Source organism: Amycolatopsis kentuckyensis, from assembly GCF_041679295.1.
Lineage (GTDB): Bacteria > Actinomycetota > Actinomycetes > Mycobacteriales > Pseudonocardiaceae > Amycolatopsis > Amycolatopsis kentuckyensis_A.
The window spans coordinates 431817-447897 of record NZ_JBGDMD010000007.1; the positions used below are offsets into that span (position 1 = coordinate 431817).

The 16081-nt window shown below is 70.7% G+C and carries 16 protein-coding genes; 3 read left to right on the top strand and 13 right to left on the bottom strand.

Annotated features, from left to right (window positions below; all coding sequences use genetic code 11):
- Positions 1-4 precede the first annotated feature (4 nt).
- Genes ACERZO_RS30890 through ACERZO_RS30900 form a run of 3 tightly spaced genes read right to left on the bottom strand, consistent with a single transcriptional unit; the run spans position 5 to position 1682 of the window.
- Positions 5-439: an SRPBCC family protein gene (locus ACERZO_RS30890; RefSeq protein ID WP_372668473.1), complete on the bottom strand. Its 435-nt coding sequence runs from the start codon at positions 437-439 to the stop codon at positions 5-7.
- Between the two features lie 27 nt (positions 440-466).
- Complete coding sequence (locus tag ACERZO_RS30895; protein WP_372668475.1) at positions 467-1261, bottom strand: metallophosphoesterase family protein; 795 nt, start codon at positions 1259-1261, stop codon at positions 467-469.
- A 10-nt stretch (positions 1262-1271) separates the two neighbouring features.
- Positions 1272-1682, bottom strand: a complete 411-nt coding sequence (locus tag ACERZO_RS30900; protein ID WP_372668477.1) for a polyketide cyclase / dehydrase and lipid transport — start codon at positions 1680-1682, stop codon at positions 1272-1274.
- 127 nt (positions 1683-1809) lie between these two features.
- Between ACERZO_RS30900 and ACERZO_RS30905 the strand changes: the two genes are divergently transcribed.
- Positions 1810-3606 carry an AMP-dependent synthetase/ligase gene (locus ACERZO_RS30905; RefSeq protein WP_372668479.1) on the top strand — a complete coding sequence of 599 codons (1797 nt, stop codon included), beginning with the start codon at positions 1810-1812 and terminating at the stop codon, positions 3604-3606.
- A gap of 4 nt (positions 3607-3610) precedes the next feature.
- On the opposite strand, the gene ACERZO_RS30910 is transcribed toward ACERZO_RS30905, so the two are convergent.
- From ACERZO_RS30910 to ACERZO_RS30935, 6 genes are all read right to left on the bottom strand, one after another.
- Positions 3611-4072: a peptidoglycan-binding domain-containing protein gene (locus ACERZO_RS30910; protein ID WP_372668481.1), complete on the bottom strand. Its 462-nt coding sequence runs from the start codon at positions 4070-4072 to the stop codon at positions 3611-3613.
- Positions 4073-4143: 71 nt separating this feature from the next.
- Positions 4144-5094 carry a helix-turn-helix domain-containing protein gene (locus ACERZO_RS30915; protein WP_372668483.1) on the bottom strand — a complete coding sequence of 317 codons (951 nt, stop codon included), beginning with the start codon at positions 5092-5094 and terminating at the stop codon, positions 4144-4146.
- Between the two features lie 110 nt (positions 5095-5204).
- Entirely contained in the window at positions 5205-6563 is a 1359-nt protein-coding gene (locus ACERZO_RS30920) for a GH1 family beta-glucosidase (RefSeq protein ID WP_372668989.1), read from the bottom strand.
- A gap of 17 nt (positions 6564-6580) precedes the next feature.
- Positions 6581-7465: a carbohydrate ABC transporter permease gene (locus ACERZO_RS30925; RefSeq protein WP_372668485.1), complete on the bottom strand. Its 885-nt coding sequence runs from the start codon at positions 7463-7465 to the stop codon at positions 6581-6583.
- 9 nt (positions 7466-7474) lie between these two features.
- The gene (locus ACERZO_RS30930) at positions 7475-8407 is read right to left on the bottom strand and encodes a carbohydrate ABC transporter permease (protein ID WP_372668487.1); all 933 of its coding nucleotides are present in this window, start codon (positions 8405-8407) and stop codon (positions 7475-7477) included.
- Complete coding sequence (locus ACERZO_RS30935; RefSeq protein ID WP_372668489.1) at positions 8407-9690, bottom strand: ABC transporter substrate-binding protein; 1284 nt, start codon at positions 9688-9690, stop codon at positions 8407-8409. The genes ACERZO_RS30930 and ACERZO_RS30935 overlap by 1 nt, the downstream gene beginning before the upstream one ends.
- Before the next feature lie 160 nt (positions 9691-9850).
- On the opposite strand from ACERZO_RS30935, the gene ACERZO_RS30940 reads away from it, so the two are divergent.
- On the top strand, positions 9851-10894 hold the full coding sequence (locus ACERZO_RS30940) for a LacI family DNA-binding transcriptional regulator (protein ID WP_372668490.1): 1044 nt from the start codon (positions 9851-9853) through the stop codon (positions 10892-10894).
- A 32-nt stretch (positions 10895-10926) separates the two neighbouring features.
- Here the strand turns inward: ACERZO_RS30940 and ACERZO_RS30945 are convergent, their stop codons facing one another.
- The 4 genes from ACERZO_RS30945 to ACERZO_RS30960 all read right to left on the bottom strand — a co-directional run bounded on the left by ACERZO_RS30945 (position 10927) and on the right by ACERZO_RS30960 (position 15311).
- Positions 10927-11826, bottom strand: coding sequence for an aminoglycoside phosphotransferase family protein (locus tag ACERZO_RS30945; RefSeq protein ID WP_372668492.1), 900 nt, complete (start codon positions 11824-11826; stop codon positions 10927-10929).
- Positions 11823-12917 carry an FAD-dependent monooxygenase gene (locus ACERZO_RS30950; RefSeq protein ID WP_372668494.1) on the bottom strand — a complete coding sequence of 365 codons (1095 nt, stop codon included), beginning with the start codon at positions 12915-12917 and terminating at the stop codon, positions 11823-11825. The genes ACERZO_RS30945 and ACERZO_RS30950 overlap by 4 nt, the downstream gene beginning before the upstream one ends.
- 67 nt (positions 12918-12984) lie before the next feature.
- On the bottom strand, positions 12985-13953 hold the full coding sequence (locus tag ACERZO_RS30955) for a ferritin-like domain-containing protein (protein ID WP_372668496.1): 969 nt from the start codon (positions 13951-13953) through the stop codon (positions 12985-12987).
- A gap of 116 nt (positions 13954-14069) precedes the next feature.
- The gene (locus ACERZO_RS30960) at positions 14070-15311 is read right to left on the bottom strand and encodes an aminotransferase class I/II-fold pyridoxal phosphate-dependent enzyme (protein ID WP_372668498.1); all 1242 of its coding nucleotides are present in this window, start codon (positions 15309-15311) and stop codon (positions 14070-14072) included.
- Positions 15312-15374: 63 nt separating this feature from the next.
- Between ACERZO_RS30960 and ACERZO_RS30965 the strand changes: the two genes are divergently transcribed.
- Entirely contained in the window at positions 15375-15854 is a 480-nt protein-coding gene (locus ACERZO_RS30965; RefSeq protein WP_372668500.1) for a hypothetical protein, read from the top strand.
- The last annotated feature ends 227 nt before the right edge of the window (positions 15855-16081 follow it).

The following is a 16081-nucleotide window of genomic DNA, read 5'->3' on the forward strand; positions in this document are numbered from 1 at the left end:
GCGGCTACCCCTCGGCCCGCTTCTTCAGCTCCTTGAGCGCGGTGTCCATGACCATCTTCTCGGCCTTGCGGCGCAGCAGCCCGATCATCGGCAGCGCCAGCTCGACCGACAGCGTGTACGTCACGCGCGTCCGGCCGCCGAGGTCCTCCAGCGCGTACCGGCCGTTCTGCGCCTTCTGCATCTGGCCCTTGACCAGGTGCCAGCTGACGCCGAGACCGTCATCGTCCCAGTCGTACTCGAGGGTGTAGACGTCCTTGATCGGGCCCGCGTCGAGCGTGAGCTTGACCTGCTTGGCGCGCCCGTCACCGTCGGTGTCGAGGACCTCGGTCTGCCGGACGGCCTTGGCCCATTCCGGGTACGCGGGGAAGTCGGCGATCACGGCCATCACCCGGCTGGGCTCGGCGTCGACCTCGATGGACTGTGTGGACTGCTCGGCCATGGGACGAAGCGTAGCCGCCGCGGCCGGTCACCAACGCAGCACGTACGGCTGCCCGGTCTCCTTGAAGTGACCCACGTTACGGCACTCGGTCAGGCCGACCCGGGCGCGCGGTGCCAGGGGCTGGTGGACGTGGCCGAACACCGACCAGCGCGGCCGCTGGGCGCGGATCAGGTCCAGCAGCGCCGTCGAGCCGATCTCGCTGCGGCGCGCGACGACGTCGTAGGTCAGCTCGGGCAGGGCGGGCGGGCCGTGCGTGCAGAGGACGTCGACCTCGGTCAGCGCGGCCACGCTCGCGTCGTAGTCTTCGCGATCCCGCAGGTAGGGGCGCCAGGCAGCGCCCTTGCGGCGGCGCGGGACGACGCCGTCGGGCAGCAGCGCGCCGCCGACGAACCCGAACCGGAGGCCGCCGATCTCGGCCACCTCGCCGTCGAGGACCTGGATGCCCTCGCCTGCGAACTCGGGCCACAGCGCCGGGGTGTCGACGTTGCCGGGGGTGGCGTAGGTGGGCGCGGTCATCGCCGCGAACAGCGCCGCGTACTGGGTGCGGATGGCCTCGTCGACGGCGCTCGCCGGGTCGTCGAGGCTCGCCCAGAGCTCGCGCGAGTAGGCAACGGTTTCGTCACGGGTGCCCTCGCGGCGCAGGCGCGCGAACCCGGCCACCTTCTCCGCGCCGAACAGGGCACCCATGATGCCCTTCTCGTGGTCGTGGTAGTCGACGAAGTCGATCAGGTCGCCGAGCACGACCAGGGCGTCGGCCCCGTCCCCGGCCCGCTTCAACGCGTCCGCGTTGCCGTGCACGTCCGAGACGACGTGTACCCGCACCCCTGGCCCCCTAGCTGTCGGTTCGCGGTGGAACGCCGGGCTCGCGCCCGTCCTCCAGGATCTCCTTGAGCCCGAGTGCGATCCCCTTCGCCGCGCGGGCCCGCCGGTCGAACTCCCGGCGCAGGTCGCGCGGCGCCAGCGCACGAGGCGCCCCGGCCGCATCAGCAGGCGTCGCCCGCAGGAAGTAGTGCAGCAGGGTGCCGTCGAGCACCGGCTCGAGCCAGACCTCCATCGTACCGACGAGCGCGCCGCGCACGGTCCAGCGCAGGCCCTTGTCGCCCCGGTCGGTGTAGACCTCCAGGACCAGGTCGGGCCAGTAGCGCGTCCACGACCTGGGATCGGCGAAGACGGCGGCCACGGTGGACGGCGGGACCGCGAGGAACGTCTCGTCGACGACGTCGATGGCGGGCGGTGCGTTCACGTGCGAAGAATGTCACGCCCTCGCCGTGCAGGGTCGATCAGCATGGTCTTAAGGTGCTCACCACGCTAAGTTGACTGGCGGGTAACAGCGGTGTCGCCCACCGCACGCGTTGAACACGGAGGTCCACGTGCGCGAATACAGCGCTCCCGCCGGGAAGCCGGTGGCCGACGACGAGAACATGTCCGATGTCGTCTGGGCGAACGCCGAGCGGTTCTCGGACGTGGTGAGCTTCCGCCGCCAGGTCGACGGGACCTGGCTGGACGTCACCGCCAAGGAGTTCGCCGGCCAGGTGCTGGCGGTGGCCAAGGGCATGGCCCAGGCCGGGATCGGCCGCGGCGACCGGGTCGCGATCATGTCGAAGACCCGCTACGAGTGGACGCTGATCGACTTCGCGATCTGGGCGGCGGGTGCGGTGACCGTGCCGATCTACGACACGTCCTCGCCCGAGCAGGTGTACTGGATCCTCTCCGACTCGGCCGCCAAGGGCGTGTTCGTCGAGACGAACGCCCACCGCGGCGCCGTCGAGGAGATCCGCGACCGGCTCACCGAGCTGGACAACACGTGGCAGATCGAGGGCGACTCCCCCGCCGTCGAAGAGCTGGCCGCGCTGGGTGCTTCGCTGTCCGACGACGAGCTGCACGAGCGCCGCCGCGAAGTCAGCGCCGACGAGCTCGCCACCATCGTCTACACCTCGGGCACGACCGGCCGCCCCAAGGGCGTCGAGCTGACCCACCGGAACCTGCTGGCCGAGATCCGCGCCGACATCGAGGCGTTCCCGCAGCTGATGGAGCAGGGCAACTCGCTGCTGTGCTTCCTGCCGCTGGCGCACGTGCTGGCCCGCGCGATCGCCGTGACGGCGCTCACCGCCCGCGTCACCCTCGGGCACACCCCGGACGTCAAGAACCTGGTCGCCGACCTCGGCACGTTCCGGCCGACGTTCGTCGTCGCGGTGCCGCGCGTGTTCGAGAAGGTCTACAACTCGGCGAAGCAGAAGGCCCACGGCGACGGCAAGGGCAAGATCTTCGACGCCGCCGAGGCGGTCGCGGTCGAGTACAGCCAGGCGCAGGACACCGGCGGCGCCGGGTTCGCGTTGAAGCTCAAGCACCTGGCGTTCGACAAGCTCGTCTACGGCAAGCTGCGCGCGGCCCTCGGCGGCCGCTGCGTCGCGGCGGTGTCGGGTGGCGCGCCGCTGGGTGCGCGGCTGGCGCACTTCTTCCGCGGCATCGGCGTCCCGGTGTTCGAGGGCTACGGCCTCACCGAGACGTCCGCGGCGGCGAACGTCAACACCCAGACGGCGTTCCGCGTCGGCACGGTCGGCAAGCCGGTCAACGGCACGTCGGTCCGCATCGCCGACGACGGTGAAGTGATGCTCAAGGGCGACGTCGTGTTCCGGGCGTACTACAACAACCCCCAGGCGACCGCCGAGGCCCTGACCGACGGCTGGTTCCACACCGGCGACCTCGGCGAGCTGGACAGCGACGGGTTCTTGAAGATCACCGGCCGCAAGAAGGAGATCATCGTCACGGCGGGCGGCAAGAACGTCGCCCCGTCCGGCCTCGAGGACACGATCAAGGCGGCCCCGCTGGTCAGCCAGGCGATGGTGGTCGGCGACCAGCGCCCGTTCATCGCGGCTTTGGTGACGGTGGACGAGGAGTACTTCCCGTCGTGGAAGTCCCAGCACGGCAAGCCGGCTTCGGCCACGGTGGCGGACCTGGCCGCGGACCCGGACCTCCTCGCGGAGATCCAGGCCGCGGTCGACGAGGCGAACAAGTCGGTGTCCAAGGCCGAGGCCATCAAGAAGTTCACGGTGCTGGCCAACGACTTCACCGAAGCCGGTGGCGAGATCACGCCGAGCTTGAAGCTGAAGCGCAACGTGGTCACCAAGAACTACGCGAACGACATCGAAGGGCTGTACAAGAAGTAGCCCGTCAGTCGCGGTAGTCGCACCACCCCTCGTGGTGCCCGTTGTTCGCGTGGTCGTAGGCCTGGAACTCGAAGTACTCGCTGGTCTGCGGGCCGAACCGGCCGTCCTCGGCGACCACGGGTTCGGTGGGGTAGCTGTTGATGATGTGCTGGGCGTTGCGCACGGCCCGCTCGGTGGCCGGACCGAAGTCCCAGTCCTCCGCGATCCCCTGGTGGTAGCAGGCGTTCAGGCTCTCCTGCAGGACCAGCACGGCGACGTTGTGGTGGCCGCGCACCACGACGCAGCCGTAGTCGAAGGTGTTCCAGTCCGTGGATGGCACGTGCATGTAGTAGGACGCGCCGATCAACACGTTCGAGTAGCTCTTGCACGGGATTTCGGCCGCCGGTGCCGCGTCGGCGGCGGACACCCCCGTGACCAGCACCCCCGGCACCACCGCGGCCAGTAGTGCGTACACCGTTCTGCGCATGTCGTTTCCTCCCTCTCGGTCCCTGGTCACAGTCTGGGAGACCGGGCGGGCCGGAGGTTGGGCATCGCGCGTCACGGGTTTGGCTCTCCGCGCCACGCTCGCGGGGTGGTGCCGTAGCTGCGGCGGAAAACGCGGCTGAACTGTGCCTGGTCGGAGAACCCCCAGCGAGCGGCGATGGCCCGGACGGTGAGCCCGGCCAGGGCCGGGTCCCGCAGCTCCTCGCGGCAGCGGTCCAGACGGCGACGGCGGATCCAGGCCGCGACGGTGGCGTCGTGGCGGGCGAACAGGCGCTGGAGGGTGCGCGGGGAGATGAAGTGCGCCGCGGCGACGGCGTCCGGGGTCAGTGCCGGGTCGGCCAGGTGGGCGTCGATGAACTTCCCGATCCGGAGGAACAGCGTGCGGTCGGCGGCGTCCCGGGCGGGGACGGGGTCGAGGAGCCCACCTAGCTGCACCGTCAGCAGGTCGAGCCAGGCGCACGCCAGCCGTTCCCGGGCGGCCTGCCCGGCGACCGCGCCGTCCGCCAGCTCGACCAGGAAGTCGCGGACCAGCCGGGCCACGCCGCCCGCCGGCAGGCGCTCGCCCAGCAGCTCCCGCGGGTCCACCGGCAGAGCGCCACGGGGGAAGGTCGCCGCGAGGATGTGCTCGCAGCCGTCGCCGCCCGGCTCGCGGCGGCCGGCGAACGTCCGGGAGCTGTCGTAGAGCGCCATCTCGCCGGGTGTCAGGACGGTGCTGCGGCCACAGTGCCGGAACGCGCTGCGGCCGCCGACGCCCAGCACGACCCGGAAGGCCTCCGGGTCCGACCGGCCGATCGACGAAGGCGTCCTGGCCACCTGGTAGGAACCCGCCCACGACCGGACGGACATCACCGTCACGCCCCCGACGTCGGCCGCGCACAAGCGCGCCCGGAAGCCCGCGGGCCGGTCCGAGCGGAGCTCCATCCCCATGGTGGCCCCGGCGAGCGCGTCCCGGAAGTAGGCGAACCCATCTCCCTGGTCCACGTCGTCGGTGTCGATCACCAGCATCGCGAGCCCTCCCCTCGGGCGAGCCGGAATCGTCCCCTGCGCCCGATTGTCCGGCCACCCGCGCGGCGGGGACACCGCCGATGGCGGGTCGTGCCTTCACCCCTTCGGCATCACCCGCGCTGCGCCGCGACGAAGTCGCGGTACCACCGGAAACTCGCCCTCGGGGTGCGAGCTTGCGTCGCGTAGTCCACGTGCACCAAGCCGAACCGGTGCTTGTACCCGTGGGCCCACTCGAAGTTGTCCAGCAGCGACCAGCAGAAGTACCCCCGCAGGTCCACCCCCGCCGCCGCGGCCGCGCGGGCCGCCTCGATGTGCTCGTTCAGGAACGTGATCCGCTCGTAGTCCGCGAAATCACTCCGGTCCGCGTACACGCAGCCGTTCTCCGTCACGTACATCGGGGGCAGCCCCGGGTAGCGGTTGTGCAAGCCCACCAACGCTTCCGTGAGGCCCTCCGGCTCCACCGGCCAGCCCATCCCCGTGCGCGGGACGTCCGGCAGCCGCGAAGTGTCCACCCCGATGTCGGCCACCGTGCGCTGGGCCGGGTCGGGCTCGCGGTGCGGGGCGTCCGCCACGTGCAGGCGGTAGTAGTAGTTGACGCCCAGGTAGTCCAGCGGTGCGCCGATCGTCTCCAGGTCGCCGTCGAGGCGGAACGAGAAGTCCGACACGCCGCTGAACATCGCCGCCAGGCCCGGGGCGTACCGGCCGCCGAAGAGCGGGTCGGTGAATTGCCTGCGCAGGAGCGTGTCCTGGCGCGCGGCCGCTGCCGCGTCGGCGGCCGAGTCCGACACCGGTACCACCGGCGACTGGTTGAGCACGATCCCGAACTGGTGCTGCGGTGTGGCCTGCCCGCGCATCGCCTGTACGGCCAGGCCGTGGCCGAGCAGCAGGTGGTGCGCGGCGGCGAGCGCGCCGTGCCCCTCGCGCGCGCCCGGGGCGTGGCGGCCTTCGCCGTAGCCCGCGACCGCGCACGGGTACGGCTCGTTCAGCGTCGTCCAGTGGTCGACGACGTCGCCCAGCTCCTCGTGCACCAGCGACGCGTACTCGGCGAACCGGTGCGCCGTGTCCCGGGACCGCCAGCCTCCCGAATCCTCCAGTGCCTGCGGCAGGTCCCAGTGGTACAGCGTCAGGAACGGCTCGATCCCCTGCTCCCGCAACGCTTCCGCGAGCCGCCGGTAGAAACCGAGGCCACGGCGTTCGAAGCGGCGCCCGTCCGGTTGGACGCGCGGCCAGGACACCGAAAACCGGTACGAGTCGACGCCCAGCTCGCGGAGCAGGGCGAGGTCGTCGCGCCAGCGGTGGTAGTGGTCCGCCGCCGGCTCGCCGGTGTCGCCGCCGGCCACCGCGCCGGGCACCCCGGCGAAGGTGTCCCAAATGGACGGTCCGCGGCCGTCCGCGGTGGTGGCGCCCTCGATCTGGAACGCCGAGGTCGCGACGCCCCAGCGGAAGCCGGGCGGGAAACTGGTGGTCACGGTCATCTCCGGGAGGGTCAGCCCTTGAGCGCGCCCTGCATGATGCCGCCGACGATCTGACGGCCGAACAGCAGGAACACGAGCAGGACGGGGACGGTGCCGATGGTCGCGGCGGTGAGCACGAGCGTGTAGTCGGTGGTGTAGCCACTGGCCAGGGTGGACAGTGCGGTTTGGACGGTCGGGTTCTCCGGCACCAGCACTACCAGCGGCCAGAAGAAGTCGTTCCACGCCTGCATGAACGTGAACAGCCCGAGCACCGCCGCGGCCGGGCGGGCCGCCGGCAGCGCGACGTGCCAGAACAGCCGCAGCGAGCCGCAGCCGTCCATCCGCCCGGCCTCCAGCAGCTCCAGCGGCAGCGCGCGTTCGAAGTACTGGCGCATGAAGAACACGCCGAACGCGGTGACCAGGCCGGGCACGATGACCGCCTGCAGCTGCCCGGCCCAGCCGAAGTCGGCCATCATCATGTACAGCGGCACGACGCCGAGCTCGGTCGGGATCGCCTGGGTGGCGACGACGATGAGCAGCAGCAGGGTCCGCCCGCGGAAGCGCAGCTTGGCGAAGGCGAACCCGGCCAGCGTCGAGAACAGCACCACGGACACGGTGATCGTGCCCGCGACGATCAGCGAGTTCCCCAGTGCCAGCGCGAAGTCCGTCTCGTCGAAGACGCGCGCGATGTTCTCGAACAGGTGCCCGCCGGGGACGAGCACCGGCGGCACGCTCCCGACCGCCTCCGTCGTCTGCGAGGAGACGACGAACGACCAGTACACGGGGAACGCCGAGCCGGCCAGGATCGCGATCAGCGCGGCGTAGGTCCACGGGCTCGCGACGCGGCGCACGAGGCGCCGGGCCCGCCCGGGTGCCGCCGGGGGCGCGGGGGCCGCCGGGGTCAGCACGGTGGTCATGTCCGCTCCTCAGTCCGTTTGGATGCGCCGGGTCACCAGGTACGACAGGCCCGCGACGAGCATCGTGGCCACGGCCAGGATCAGCGCGATCGCCGAGCTGTAGCCGAAGTCGTACTTGGTGAAGCCCTGCTCGTAGAGGTAGAGCGCGGCGGTCTGGAACTGCCGGTCCGAGCCGCCGGTGGCAGCCGCTGTGCCCGGGTTGAACAGCAGCGGCTCGGCCAGCAGCCGCATGTTCCCGGTCGTCGCGATCACCGTGGAGAAGATGATCTGCGGCCGCAGCAGCGGGACGGTGATCCGCCAGAACTGCTGCCACCCGCGGGCGCCGTCGAGCGTCGCGGCCTCGTACATGCTCGACGGGATCGCCTGCATCGACGCCAGGAAGATCAGCGCGTGGTAGCCGGTCCAGCGCCACACCACCATCGCCGCGATGGCGGTGTGCGAGCTGGCCGTGCCGGCCTGCCAGTCGACCTGGCCGGCACCGAACCAGCTCAGCACCCAGTTGACCAGGCCGAAGTCCCGGCCGAACAGCTGCGCGAAGATGATCGTCACCGCCGCCACCGAGGTGATGTTCGGCAGGATCATGCCCATCCGGAACAGCGTCCGGCCGCGCAGCCTGCGGTTGAGCAGGTGCGCGATGCCGAGCGCGAACAGGATCTGCGGGATCGTGGTCAGCAGCCACAGGCTGACCGTGTTCCCCATCGCGTTCCAGAAGTACGGGTCGTGGAACAGCAGCTGCTGGTAGTTGCCGAACCCGATGAACGTCGCGCCCTCGGCGTCGAGCAGGTTCCGGTCCTGCAGCGACACGAAAGCCGTGTACAGCAAGGGGAACAGCCCGAAGACGCCGAAGATGAGGAAGTACGGGCTGATGAAGCCGAACGGCGACAGCTTGACGTCCCACTTGTGCCGCCGGTCGGCCCAGCTCAGCGTTTCCTTCAGCGCCATTACTTGATCTTCTTGACGTCGTCCACGAGCTGCTGCCACGCCGCCGCGCCGTCCTGCTTGCCCTGCTCCACGCGCTGCATCGCGTTGCCGAACTCCGTCTGCACGTCGCCGGCCTTCGGGCCCTGGTACTGCGGGTTCAGCTTCTTGGCGGCGTCGGTGAAGAGCTTGCCCACCGGGGCGTTGTTGAAGAACGGGTTGGTGTAGCCGGTGATCTTCGGGTCGTCGTAGAGCGACGGCGTCGAGGGCAGCAGGCCCTGGCTGGTGAAGACCTTCGCCTGCTGCTCGGGCGCGGTCAGCCACGCGGCGAGCTCGGCGGCTTCCTTGGTGTGCTTGCCCTGCTTCGGCACGGTCAGGTACGAGCCGCCCCAGTTGCCGCCCCCGCCGGGCACGGTCGCGACGTCCCACTTGCCCTTGGTGTCCGGCGCCTGGTCCTTGATCTTGGTCATCATCCAGGCCGGGCAGGTGACGGTGGCGAACTGCCCCTGCGTGAACCCGGTGTTCCAGGTCGGCGTGCTGTAGAGCAGGCCGGCGGAGAGGTTCGCCTTGACGGCGTCGACGACCTGGTCCCAGCCGGTGCGCAGCGCCGGGTTGCTGCCGACGACGATCTGGTCGCTCTGGTCGTAGTACCCGACGGGCGCCTGGCCGAAGATCGCGTTGAGGACGGTCGGGCCGCCGTCCATGAACTTGACGCCGTTCGGCGCCTTGGCCTGGAAGCGCTTGCCGGTCTCGAAGAACGCCTGCCAGGTGGGCCAGAGCGCGGAGACGGCGTCGCGGTCGGCGGGCAGCTGGGCCTGCTCGAAGAGGTCGCGGCGGTAGCAGATGGCCAGGCCGCCGACGTCGGTGCCGTAGCCGATCTGCTGGCCGCCCTTGCCGAGCGAGGCCGCCCACTTCCAGCCCAGCCAGCGGTCCTTGAGCTTGTCGCCGCCGACGGTGTTGAGGTCGACGAACTTGTCCGGGTTCGCCTTGAACTGGGCGACGTACCCGGTGTCGATCGCCTCGATGTCCGCGGCGCCGCCGCCGGTGGCCAGGTGCGCGGCGAGGTTCTTGTGGTGGTCGGAGTAGGACGCGGTCCGCTCGGTGATCTCGATGTCCGGGTGCGCGGCCTGGTACTCCTTGATCAGGTCGGTGTAGCCGAAGTTGCCGAAGAGGCCGAGGCTCAGCTTGACCTTCCCGCCACCGCCGGCGTCGCTGCTCCCGCAGGCGCTCAACGCGGTGACCGCGGCCAGGACAGCGCCCGCCACGGCGATCAGGCGGGTCCGTCGGGTTGTCGTTTTCGGGCGCATGAGATCTCCGTTGTTCTGCGGGCCGGTCGGAAAACGCGGGACCCATGAGAGCGCTCCCAGCCGGTGTTCGTCAAGTAACGAAGTGATAACACACCCTGGCATTTCCCCAGCCCGAGATCATGTGCTACCAATGTAACCGGTTACAGCATCGGAGGTCACCATGGTCACCGCCCGCGAGATCGCCCAGCTCTGCGGGGTTTCGGTCGCGACCGTCTCGCGGGTGTTCAACCGCCCCGCCACGGTCAGCGCGACGACGCGCGAGCACGTCGAACGCGTCGCCCGGGAACTCGACTTCTCGCCGAACGAGTCGGCGCGGGCGCTGTCGCGGCAGCGCTCGGCGATGGTCGGGCTGGTCTGGGACACCGACCACCGGCGGCCCGGCTGGCGGCACCCGTTCCTGCAGGACCTGTTGCTGGGCCTCAAATCCGCGCTCAGTTCGCACGGTTACCACCTGCTGCTGCTCGCGACGAGCGACGACGCCCGCGACCGCAACCCGGGCGTGTCACTGGCCGACCCGATCGCGTACGTGAGCATGACCCGCCGCCACCACCTGGCCGGGCTGGTGCTGATCGACAGCGGGACGGACGCCGACGCGTTCGGCACGTTCGCCCAGTCCGGGCTGCCGTGCGTCGCGGTGGACGTGGCGCTGTCCGGGCCGCGGGCGACCTACGTGACGTCGGACAACGCCGCGGGCGCGGCGGAGGCCGTCCGGCACCTGGCCGCGCTCGGGCACCAGCGGATCGCGACGATCACCGGCCCGCGCGGCAACGCCCCCGCGGCCGCCCGCACCGACGGCTACCTGCGCGGACTGGCCGAAGCCGGGTTGCCGGCCCGCGAGGACTACGTGGTCACCGGGGACTTCTACCGCGAGAGCGGGTTCGTCGGGATGCGTCGGCTGCTGGCCCGCAAGGACCCGCCGACGGCGGTGTTCGCGGCCAGCGACGAGATGGCGGTCGGCGCCCTGCTGGCGGCCCGCGCGGCCGGGCTGCGGGTGCCGGACGACCTGGCGGTGGTGGGGTTCGACGACATCGAGGTCGCGTCCCTGGTGGACCCGGCGCTGACGACGGTGGCCCAGGACAAGCCGGGCTTCGGCACGGCGGCGGCGGGCGCGCTGCTGGCGATGATCGACACGGGGGTGGCCCCGGATCCGGTGCGGCTGCCGACGAAACTGGTGGTCCGCGACTCCTGCGGCACCCGGTCGTGAGTGAGAAACAGTGTTCTAACCCTGTTTCTCACTCACGACGAGCCGCGGCAGACTTGGTACTCCGCGCGGATTTCGTCGAGCACGCGCCGGGATTCGGTGGCTTCGCGGTCGTCGCGGCGCCGGGTGCGGGCGTACGTGCCGAGTGCCTTCCAGAGCGCCCAGCCGCGGCCGCGGGCCCATTCCGCGTCGTCGACGGCGAGGCGCTCGCGGAACTCCCGCCGGCCGTCGCCGGTCAACAGCGTCCACGCGATCGCCAGGTCGCAGGCCGGATCGCCGGCTCCGCACGTCCCGAAGTCGATCACCGCGGCCAGTTCGCCGTCGGCGAGCAGGAGGTTCCCCTCGGCGATGTCGCCGTGGAACCAGCTTTCGACGCCGTCCCACGGGGTGTCCAGCGCGGTCTGCCAGGCTTCGCGGGCCCAGTCCTGGCCGTCGAGGGAACGCTGGACCAGTTCGTCGAAGGTCCGCAGGGTGCCGCCGCGGAACCAGTTGTGCTTGCCCGGCCGGGGCGCGCCGGCGGTGTCGAGGCTCCGCAGCGCCGCCACGAACCCGGCCAGGTCGGCCGCGAACCCGACGGGGTCGGCGACGCGCTCCGGCCGCGCGGGCTCGCCGTCCAGCCACGGGTGGATCGACCACGCGAAGGGGTAGTCCGCGCCGGGCCGGCCTTCCGCCAGCGGGACGGGGATCGGTAACGGCAGCCGGGACGCGAGCACCGGGAGCCAGCGCTGTTCCTTTTCGACCGCCAAGGCGTACTCGGCCGCGCTGGGCAGCCGCGCGGTCATCGCGTCGCCGAGGTGGAAGGTCCGGTTGTCCCAGCCGCCCTCGGCGACCGGGCGGACCGGAAGATCCGCCCACTGCGGGAACTGTTCGGCGACGAGCCGCCGCACCTGGTCCGCGTCGACGGAGATGCGCTGCGGCGGCGGACCGAGACTCATCGGATCTTCGCGTCCCAGTCGATGTGGTGCGCGTAGACCCAGCCCGGCTTTTCGCCGACGTCCTGGCCTGAACTCGACGCGACCAGCTTTTCGACACGCTCGCGCCGAAGTCCTTCGTACGCCGCGAAAGCCGAGGCCGGGTCGGGCAGGTCGCGCAGGCACTGCGCGAGAACGACGCTGTCCTCGATCGCCATCGACGCACCCTGCGCGTCGGCCGGGGCCGCGGCGTGCGCGGCGTCGCCGACGAGCACCATCTCCGGCGTCGACCAGATCCGCGTCCGCGGGAGGTCGTAGGAGTGACCGCCGAACACCTCTTCGCCAGTGGCGGCGATGATGTCCGTGCAGGGCAACGGTTCCCCGGCGAACGCCGCGTGCGCGAACTCGCGCCACCCCGCCGGCGTCACCTCCGCGATCTCCTCGCGGGAGCGCTCCGGATCGGGAATGCGGGCGAACCAGAACGTCGCACCATCGGGGCCGGTCGTGAACCCGAAGGCCGCCTTGCTGCCGCGGACCATCCGGTAGATCCCGGCCGCCGGCGGCAGCCCGGGCGCCCGGGTGTAACCCCAGACGATGGTCTGGCCGGTGTAGCGCGGCGCGTCGGCGTCCGGGTCGATCAGCTTCCGGACCACCGAGTGCAACCCGTCCGCGCCGACCAACACGTCACCCGTTTCGGTGGTGCCGTCGGCGAATTCGGCCGCAATGCCGGCCCCGTCCGGCTTCGCGCCGACCAGGCGCTTGCCGCGCTCGATCGGGACGCCCCGGCGCGCGGCTTCGTTCTGCAGGACGCGGTAGAGCGCCGCGCGGGTCATCGTGCGCGGCCCGTCGGTGTCGAACTCGCGCCGCCCGATCGTCTCGCCGGTCGGGGCGACCAGCTCGACGCCGTACGCCGCGAAGGAACTGTCGATCACCGGCTGGTCGGCGCCGATCGCGCGCAGGGCGTCCATGCCGTTGTGCATGATCGTGAGGAACGCGCCGATGTCGTCCCCGCCGGCCGGGTAGGCCTCGAAGACGACCGGGTCGTGCCCGGCCAGTTTCAGCGCCATCGCCGTGACCGTGCCGGAAATCCCGCCACCCGCGACCAGTACCCGCACCCCGCGCCCCCTCGTGAACTCCGCGTGCCGCCGCTCACGACGTTACCGTGAGGGCGGCACGCGGCGCTCACTCCTTGGCGCCACTGGTGGCGATGTCGCCGTTGAGGCCCCGGGGGTAGAAGCCGCCCGAGGACACCTTGTCCGGGTTGAGGTAGGCGATGTTGAGGACGCGGTCGGCCGAGCGCCCGAACGCGATGCCGTTGGCGTCCGCGGGCACGAGGTTCGCCTTGCCGTCCTTGAGCACGCCTTCGTCGTCGTCCGCCTTGCCGTCGAGGCTGTCGCGGGCGTCGGAGATCTTGTTCGTGACGTCGCCGAGGCCGCGTTCGAACAGCTGTCCGCGCACGATGCCCGCGTGGTAGGCCTCGACCGCGAGGATGCCCGCCGCGGCGTCGAGGAACGTCTTGTTGTTGACCAGCGGCGCCGCACCCTTGTAGGCCGACACGCCGACGTCCTCGAAGAGGAACGCGGCGAGCAGGAAGTTGTTCTCGCTGGCGAACGGGTCGAAGGTCTGCTTCTCGTTGATCACCCCGGCCGCCTGCATGGCGGCGGTGAAGCTGTTCTGGAAGTCGATCTCCGGCTGCGCGACGGCGGCTTTGTCGAGCGCCTTGCGCAGGAAGTTCACGTGGGCGACCTCGTCGCCGGCGATCTCCTGGACGATCTGCTTGGTGTGCTCGCTCTTGAACTTGACGGCGTGCCCGCCGGAGACCTTGCCGAGGTTGCCGACGCCGTTGACGTACTTCTCGTTCAGCCCGTAGCCGTAGGCGGCGAACGAGTACAGGTTCGCCTCGAGGTACTCCAGGTTGAGCGCGAAGTTCAGCACCGCGGCGTCGCTGGCGGCGGCGTCCTGCGCGTTCTGCTCCGGGTACTGCGAAGTCGCGCCCGCCGAGCCGAGGCCCAGCGACAGCGCGGTACCGAGCGCACCGGCGCCCGCGACGCCGAGTCCCGCCGCTCCCGCAGCCTTGAGGAAGCGGCGGCGGTCGGTCGCGTTCTCCGCGCTGCGCTCGATGAGCTGCTCTGTGTAGCGTTTTCCGAACACCGGGGGACGTCCTCTCGTGACGAGTTCGTCCACCTCACCCAACGGTCATACGTACCTGGACGGCCCCCGGCTCGGTCAAATCGGGAAAAAGTTCTTCCCGATTCTGTTCTCGCAGGTCAGGAGCGTTCCGCGGCGGCCAGCCGGACGCACACGGCGAGCGCGCGGACGGCCTCCTCGACGTCGGCGAGCTTCGGGAAGGTCGGCGCGATCCGGATCACGGCGTCGGCAGGGTCGGCCCCGTGCGGGTGGGTCGCCCCGGCGGGGGTCAGCGCGACACCGGCCTCCTTCGCCAGCCGCACGACCTCCTTCGCGGTGCCCTCGGGCACGGTCAGCGACACGAAGTAGCCACCGGTCGGCTTGGTCCAGGACGCGAGGTCCGAGAGCTCCTCGGTGAGGATGCGGTCGACGGCCTCGAACTTCGGGCCGATGATCTCGGCGTGCTTGCGCATGTGGGCGCGGACGCCGGCTTCGTCCTTGAGGAAGAGGGCGTGGCGCAGCTGGTTGACCTTGTCCGGGCCGATGGTGCGCTTGCCGATGTTGCCGACCCACCAGGCGAGGTTGGCCTCGGAGGCGCCGAAGAAGCCCACGCCGGCGCCGGCGTAGGTGATCTTCGAGGTGGAGCCGAAGACGAAGACGCGATCGGCGTTCCCGGCCTCGGTGGCGAGGGCCAGGATGTCGGCCAGCGCCGGCTCGTCGTCGGTCAGGTGGTGCACGGCGTAGGCGTTGTCCCAGAAGATCCGGAAGTCGGGCGCCGCGGTGGTCATGGTGGCGAGCCGCTTGACGACGTCGTCACTGAACGTGACCCCGGTGGGGTTGCTGTACTTGGGGACGCACCAGATGCCCTTGACGGCCGGGTCCTCGGCGACCAGCGTCTCGACGGCGTCCATGTCCGGGCCCTCGGCGGTCATGGCGACGGGGACGAGCTCGATGCCGAAGCGCTCGGTGAGCGCGAAGTGGCGGTCGTAGCCCGGGACGGGCGCGAGGAACTTGAGGACGGGCTCGTCGGCCCAGCGGCGCTCGGCCCCGGGCAGCTTGGACAGCAGCGCCTGCGCGACGGCGTCGTGCATCAGCTCGAGGCTTGAGTTTCCGGCGGCGAGCAGCTGCTCGGCCGGGACCTGCAGCGCGCCGGCGAAGATGCGGCGCAGCTCGGGCAGGCCCTTGAGGCCGCCGTAGTTGCGCACGTCGGTGCCGTCCTCGGCCTTGAAGGAGCCGTCACCGGGGAGGGTCAGCAGGCCGTTCGCGAGATCGAGCTGCTCCGGGGAGGGCTTGCCGCGGGTGATGTCGAGGGAGAGGCCGCGGTCGACCAGGGCCGCGTAGTCGCGGCGGGCCGTGTCGACGTCGACGGAAGCAGTGGTCATGCCGTCAACGCTAAACCCGGCGTCGATACCATTTTGGGGCGGGTCCTGGCTAGGGTGGTAGGTGTGCATTTGGTAGTCCACGCCGACCAGCGCCAGTTCTCGTTGCGCGACTCGCGTTCCCGGCTGGACGGCAGCGGCTGGACCGCGTCGGCGGTCGAATCTCACCGGATCGGGTCAGAGCCGGGCGGGATCGCGATCGCGACGGCCCGGTCGGATCTGGTGGAGTCGTCGATCTCGCTGGTTCCCTCGGCGCCGGCGTTGAATTCTTCGGCCGAGCACGTCGTGGAAGCGGATCTTCCGGTCCCGAGCGGCCGGCTGGTGATTTCCGGGCCTGCGGACTATCCGTCGCAGGAAAAGTTCTTTTCGGTGTTGCCGGGGTTGTACCGGGCACGGGTGTCGTACGTGCCGGCCGGGCCGCCATCGGTCGACTGGAACGACCATGAGTACGGGGAGCACTACCGGTACGTGGTGGAGATGTGGCCGGTGTCGTCTTCGTCGGGAGTCGAGGTGCTGAGGCAGGGCGCTTCCGTCTGGGACGGGTAGGTGCTTGGGGTGGGTTCACCGTCGCCGGTCGGTTCGGCTGGATGCTCGCTTCGGTTCGCTGCGGTCCGGCCGGGCATGCGGAGACCGGGGCGGATGCAGGTTCAACGCTCGGACGGCGCGCTTCTGTTGGGAAGGCGAGGCGGCCCGGACGGCGAGTCGGATGCATGGCCACCCTGAGGGGCGGGGAGCGCGGCCCTTGAAATGAGGGCATGGGTGGAGGCCTCGTA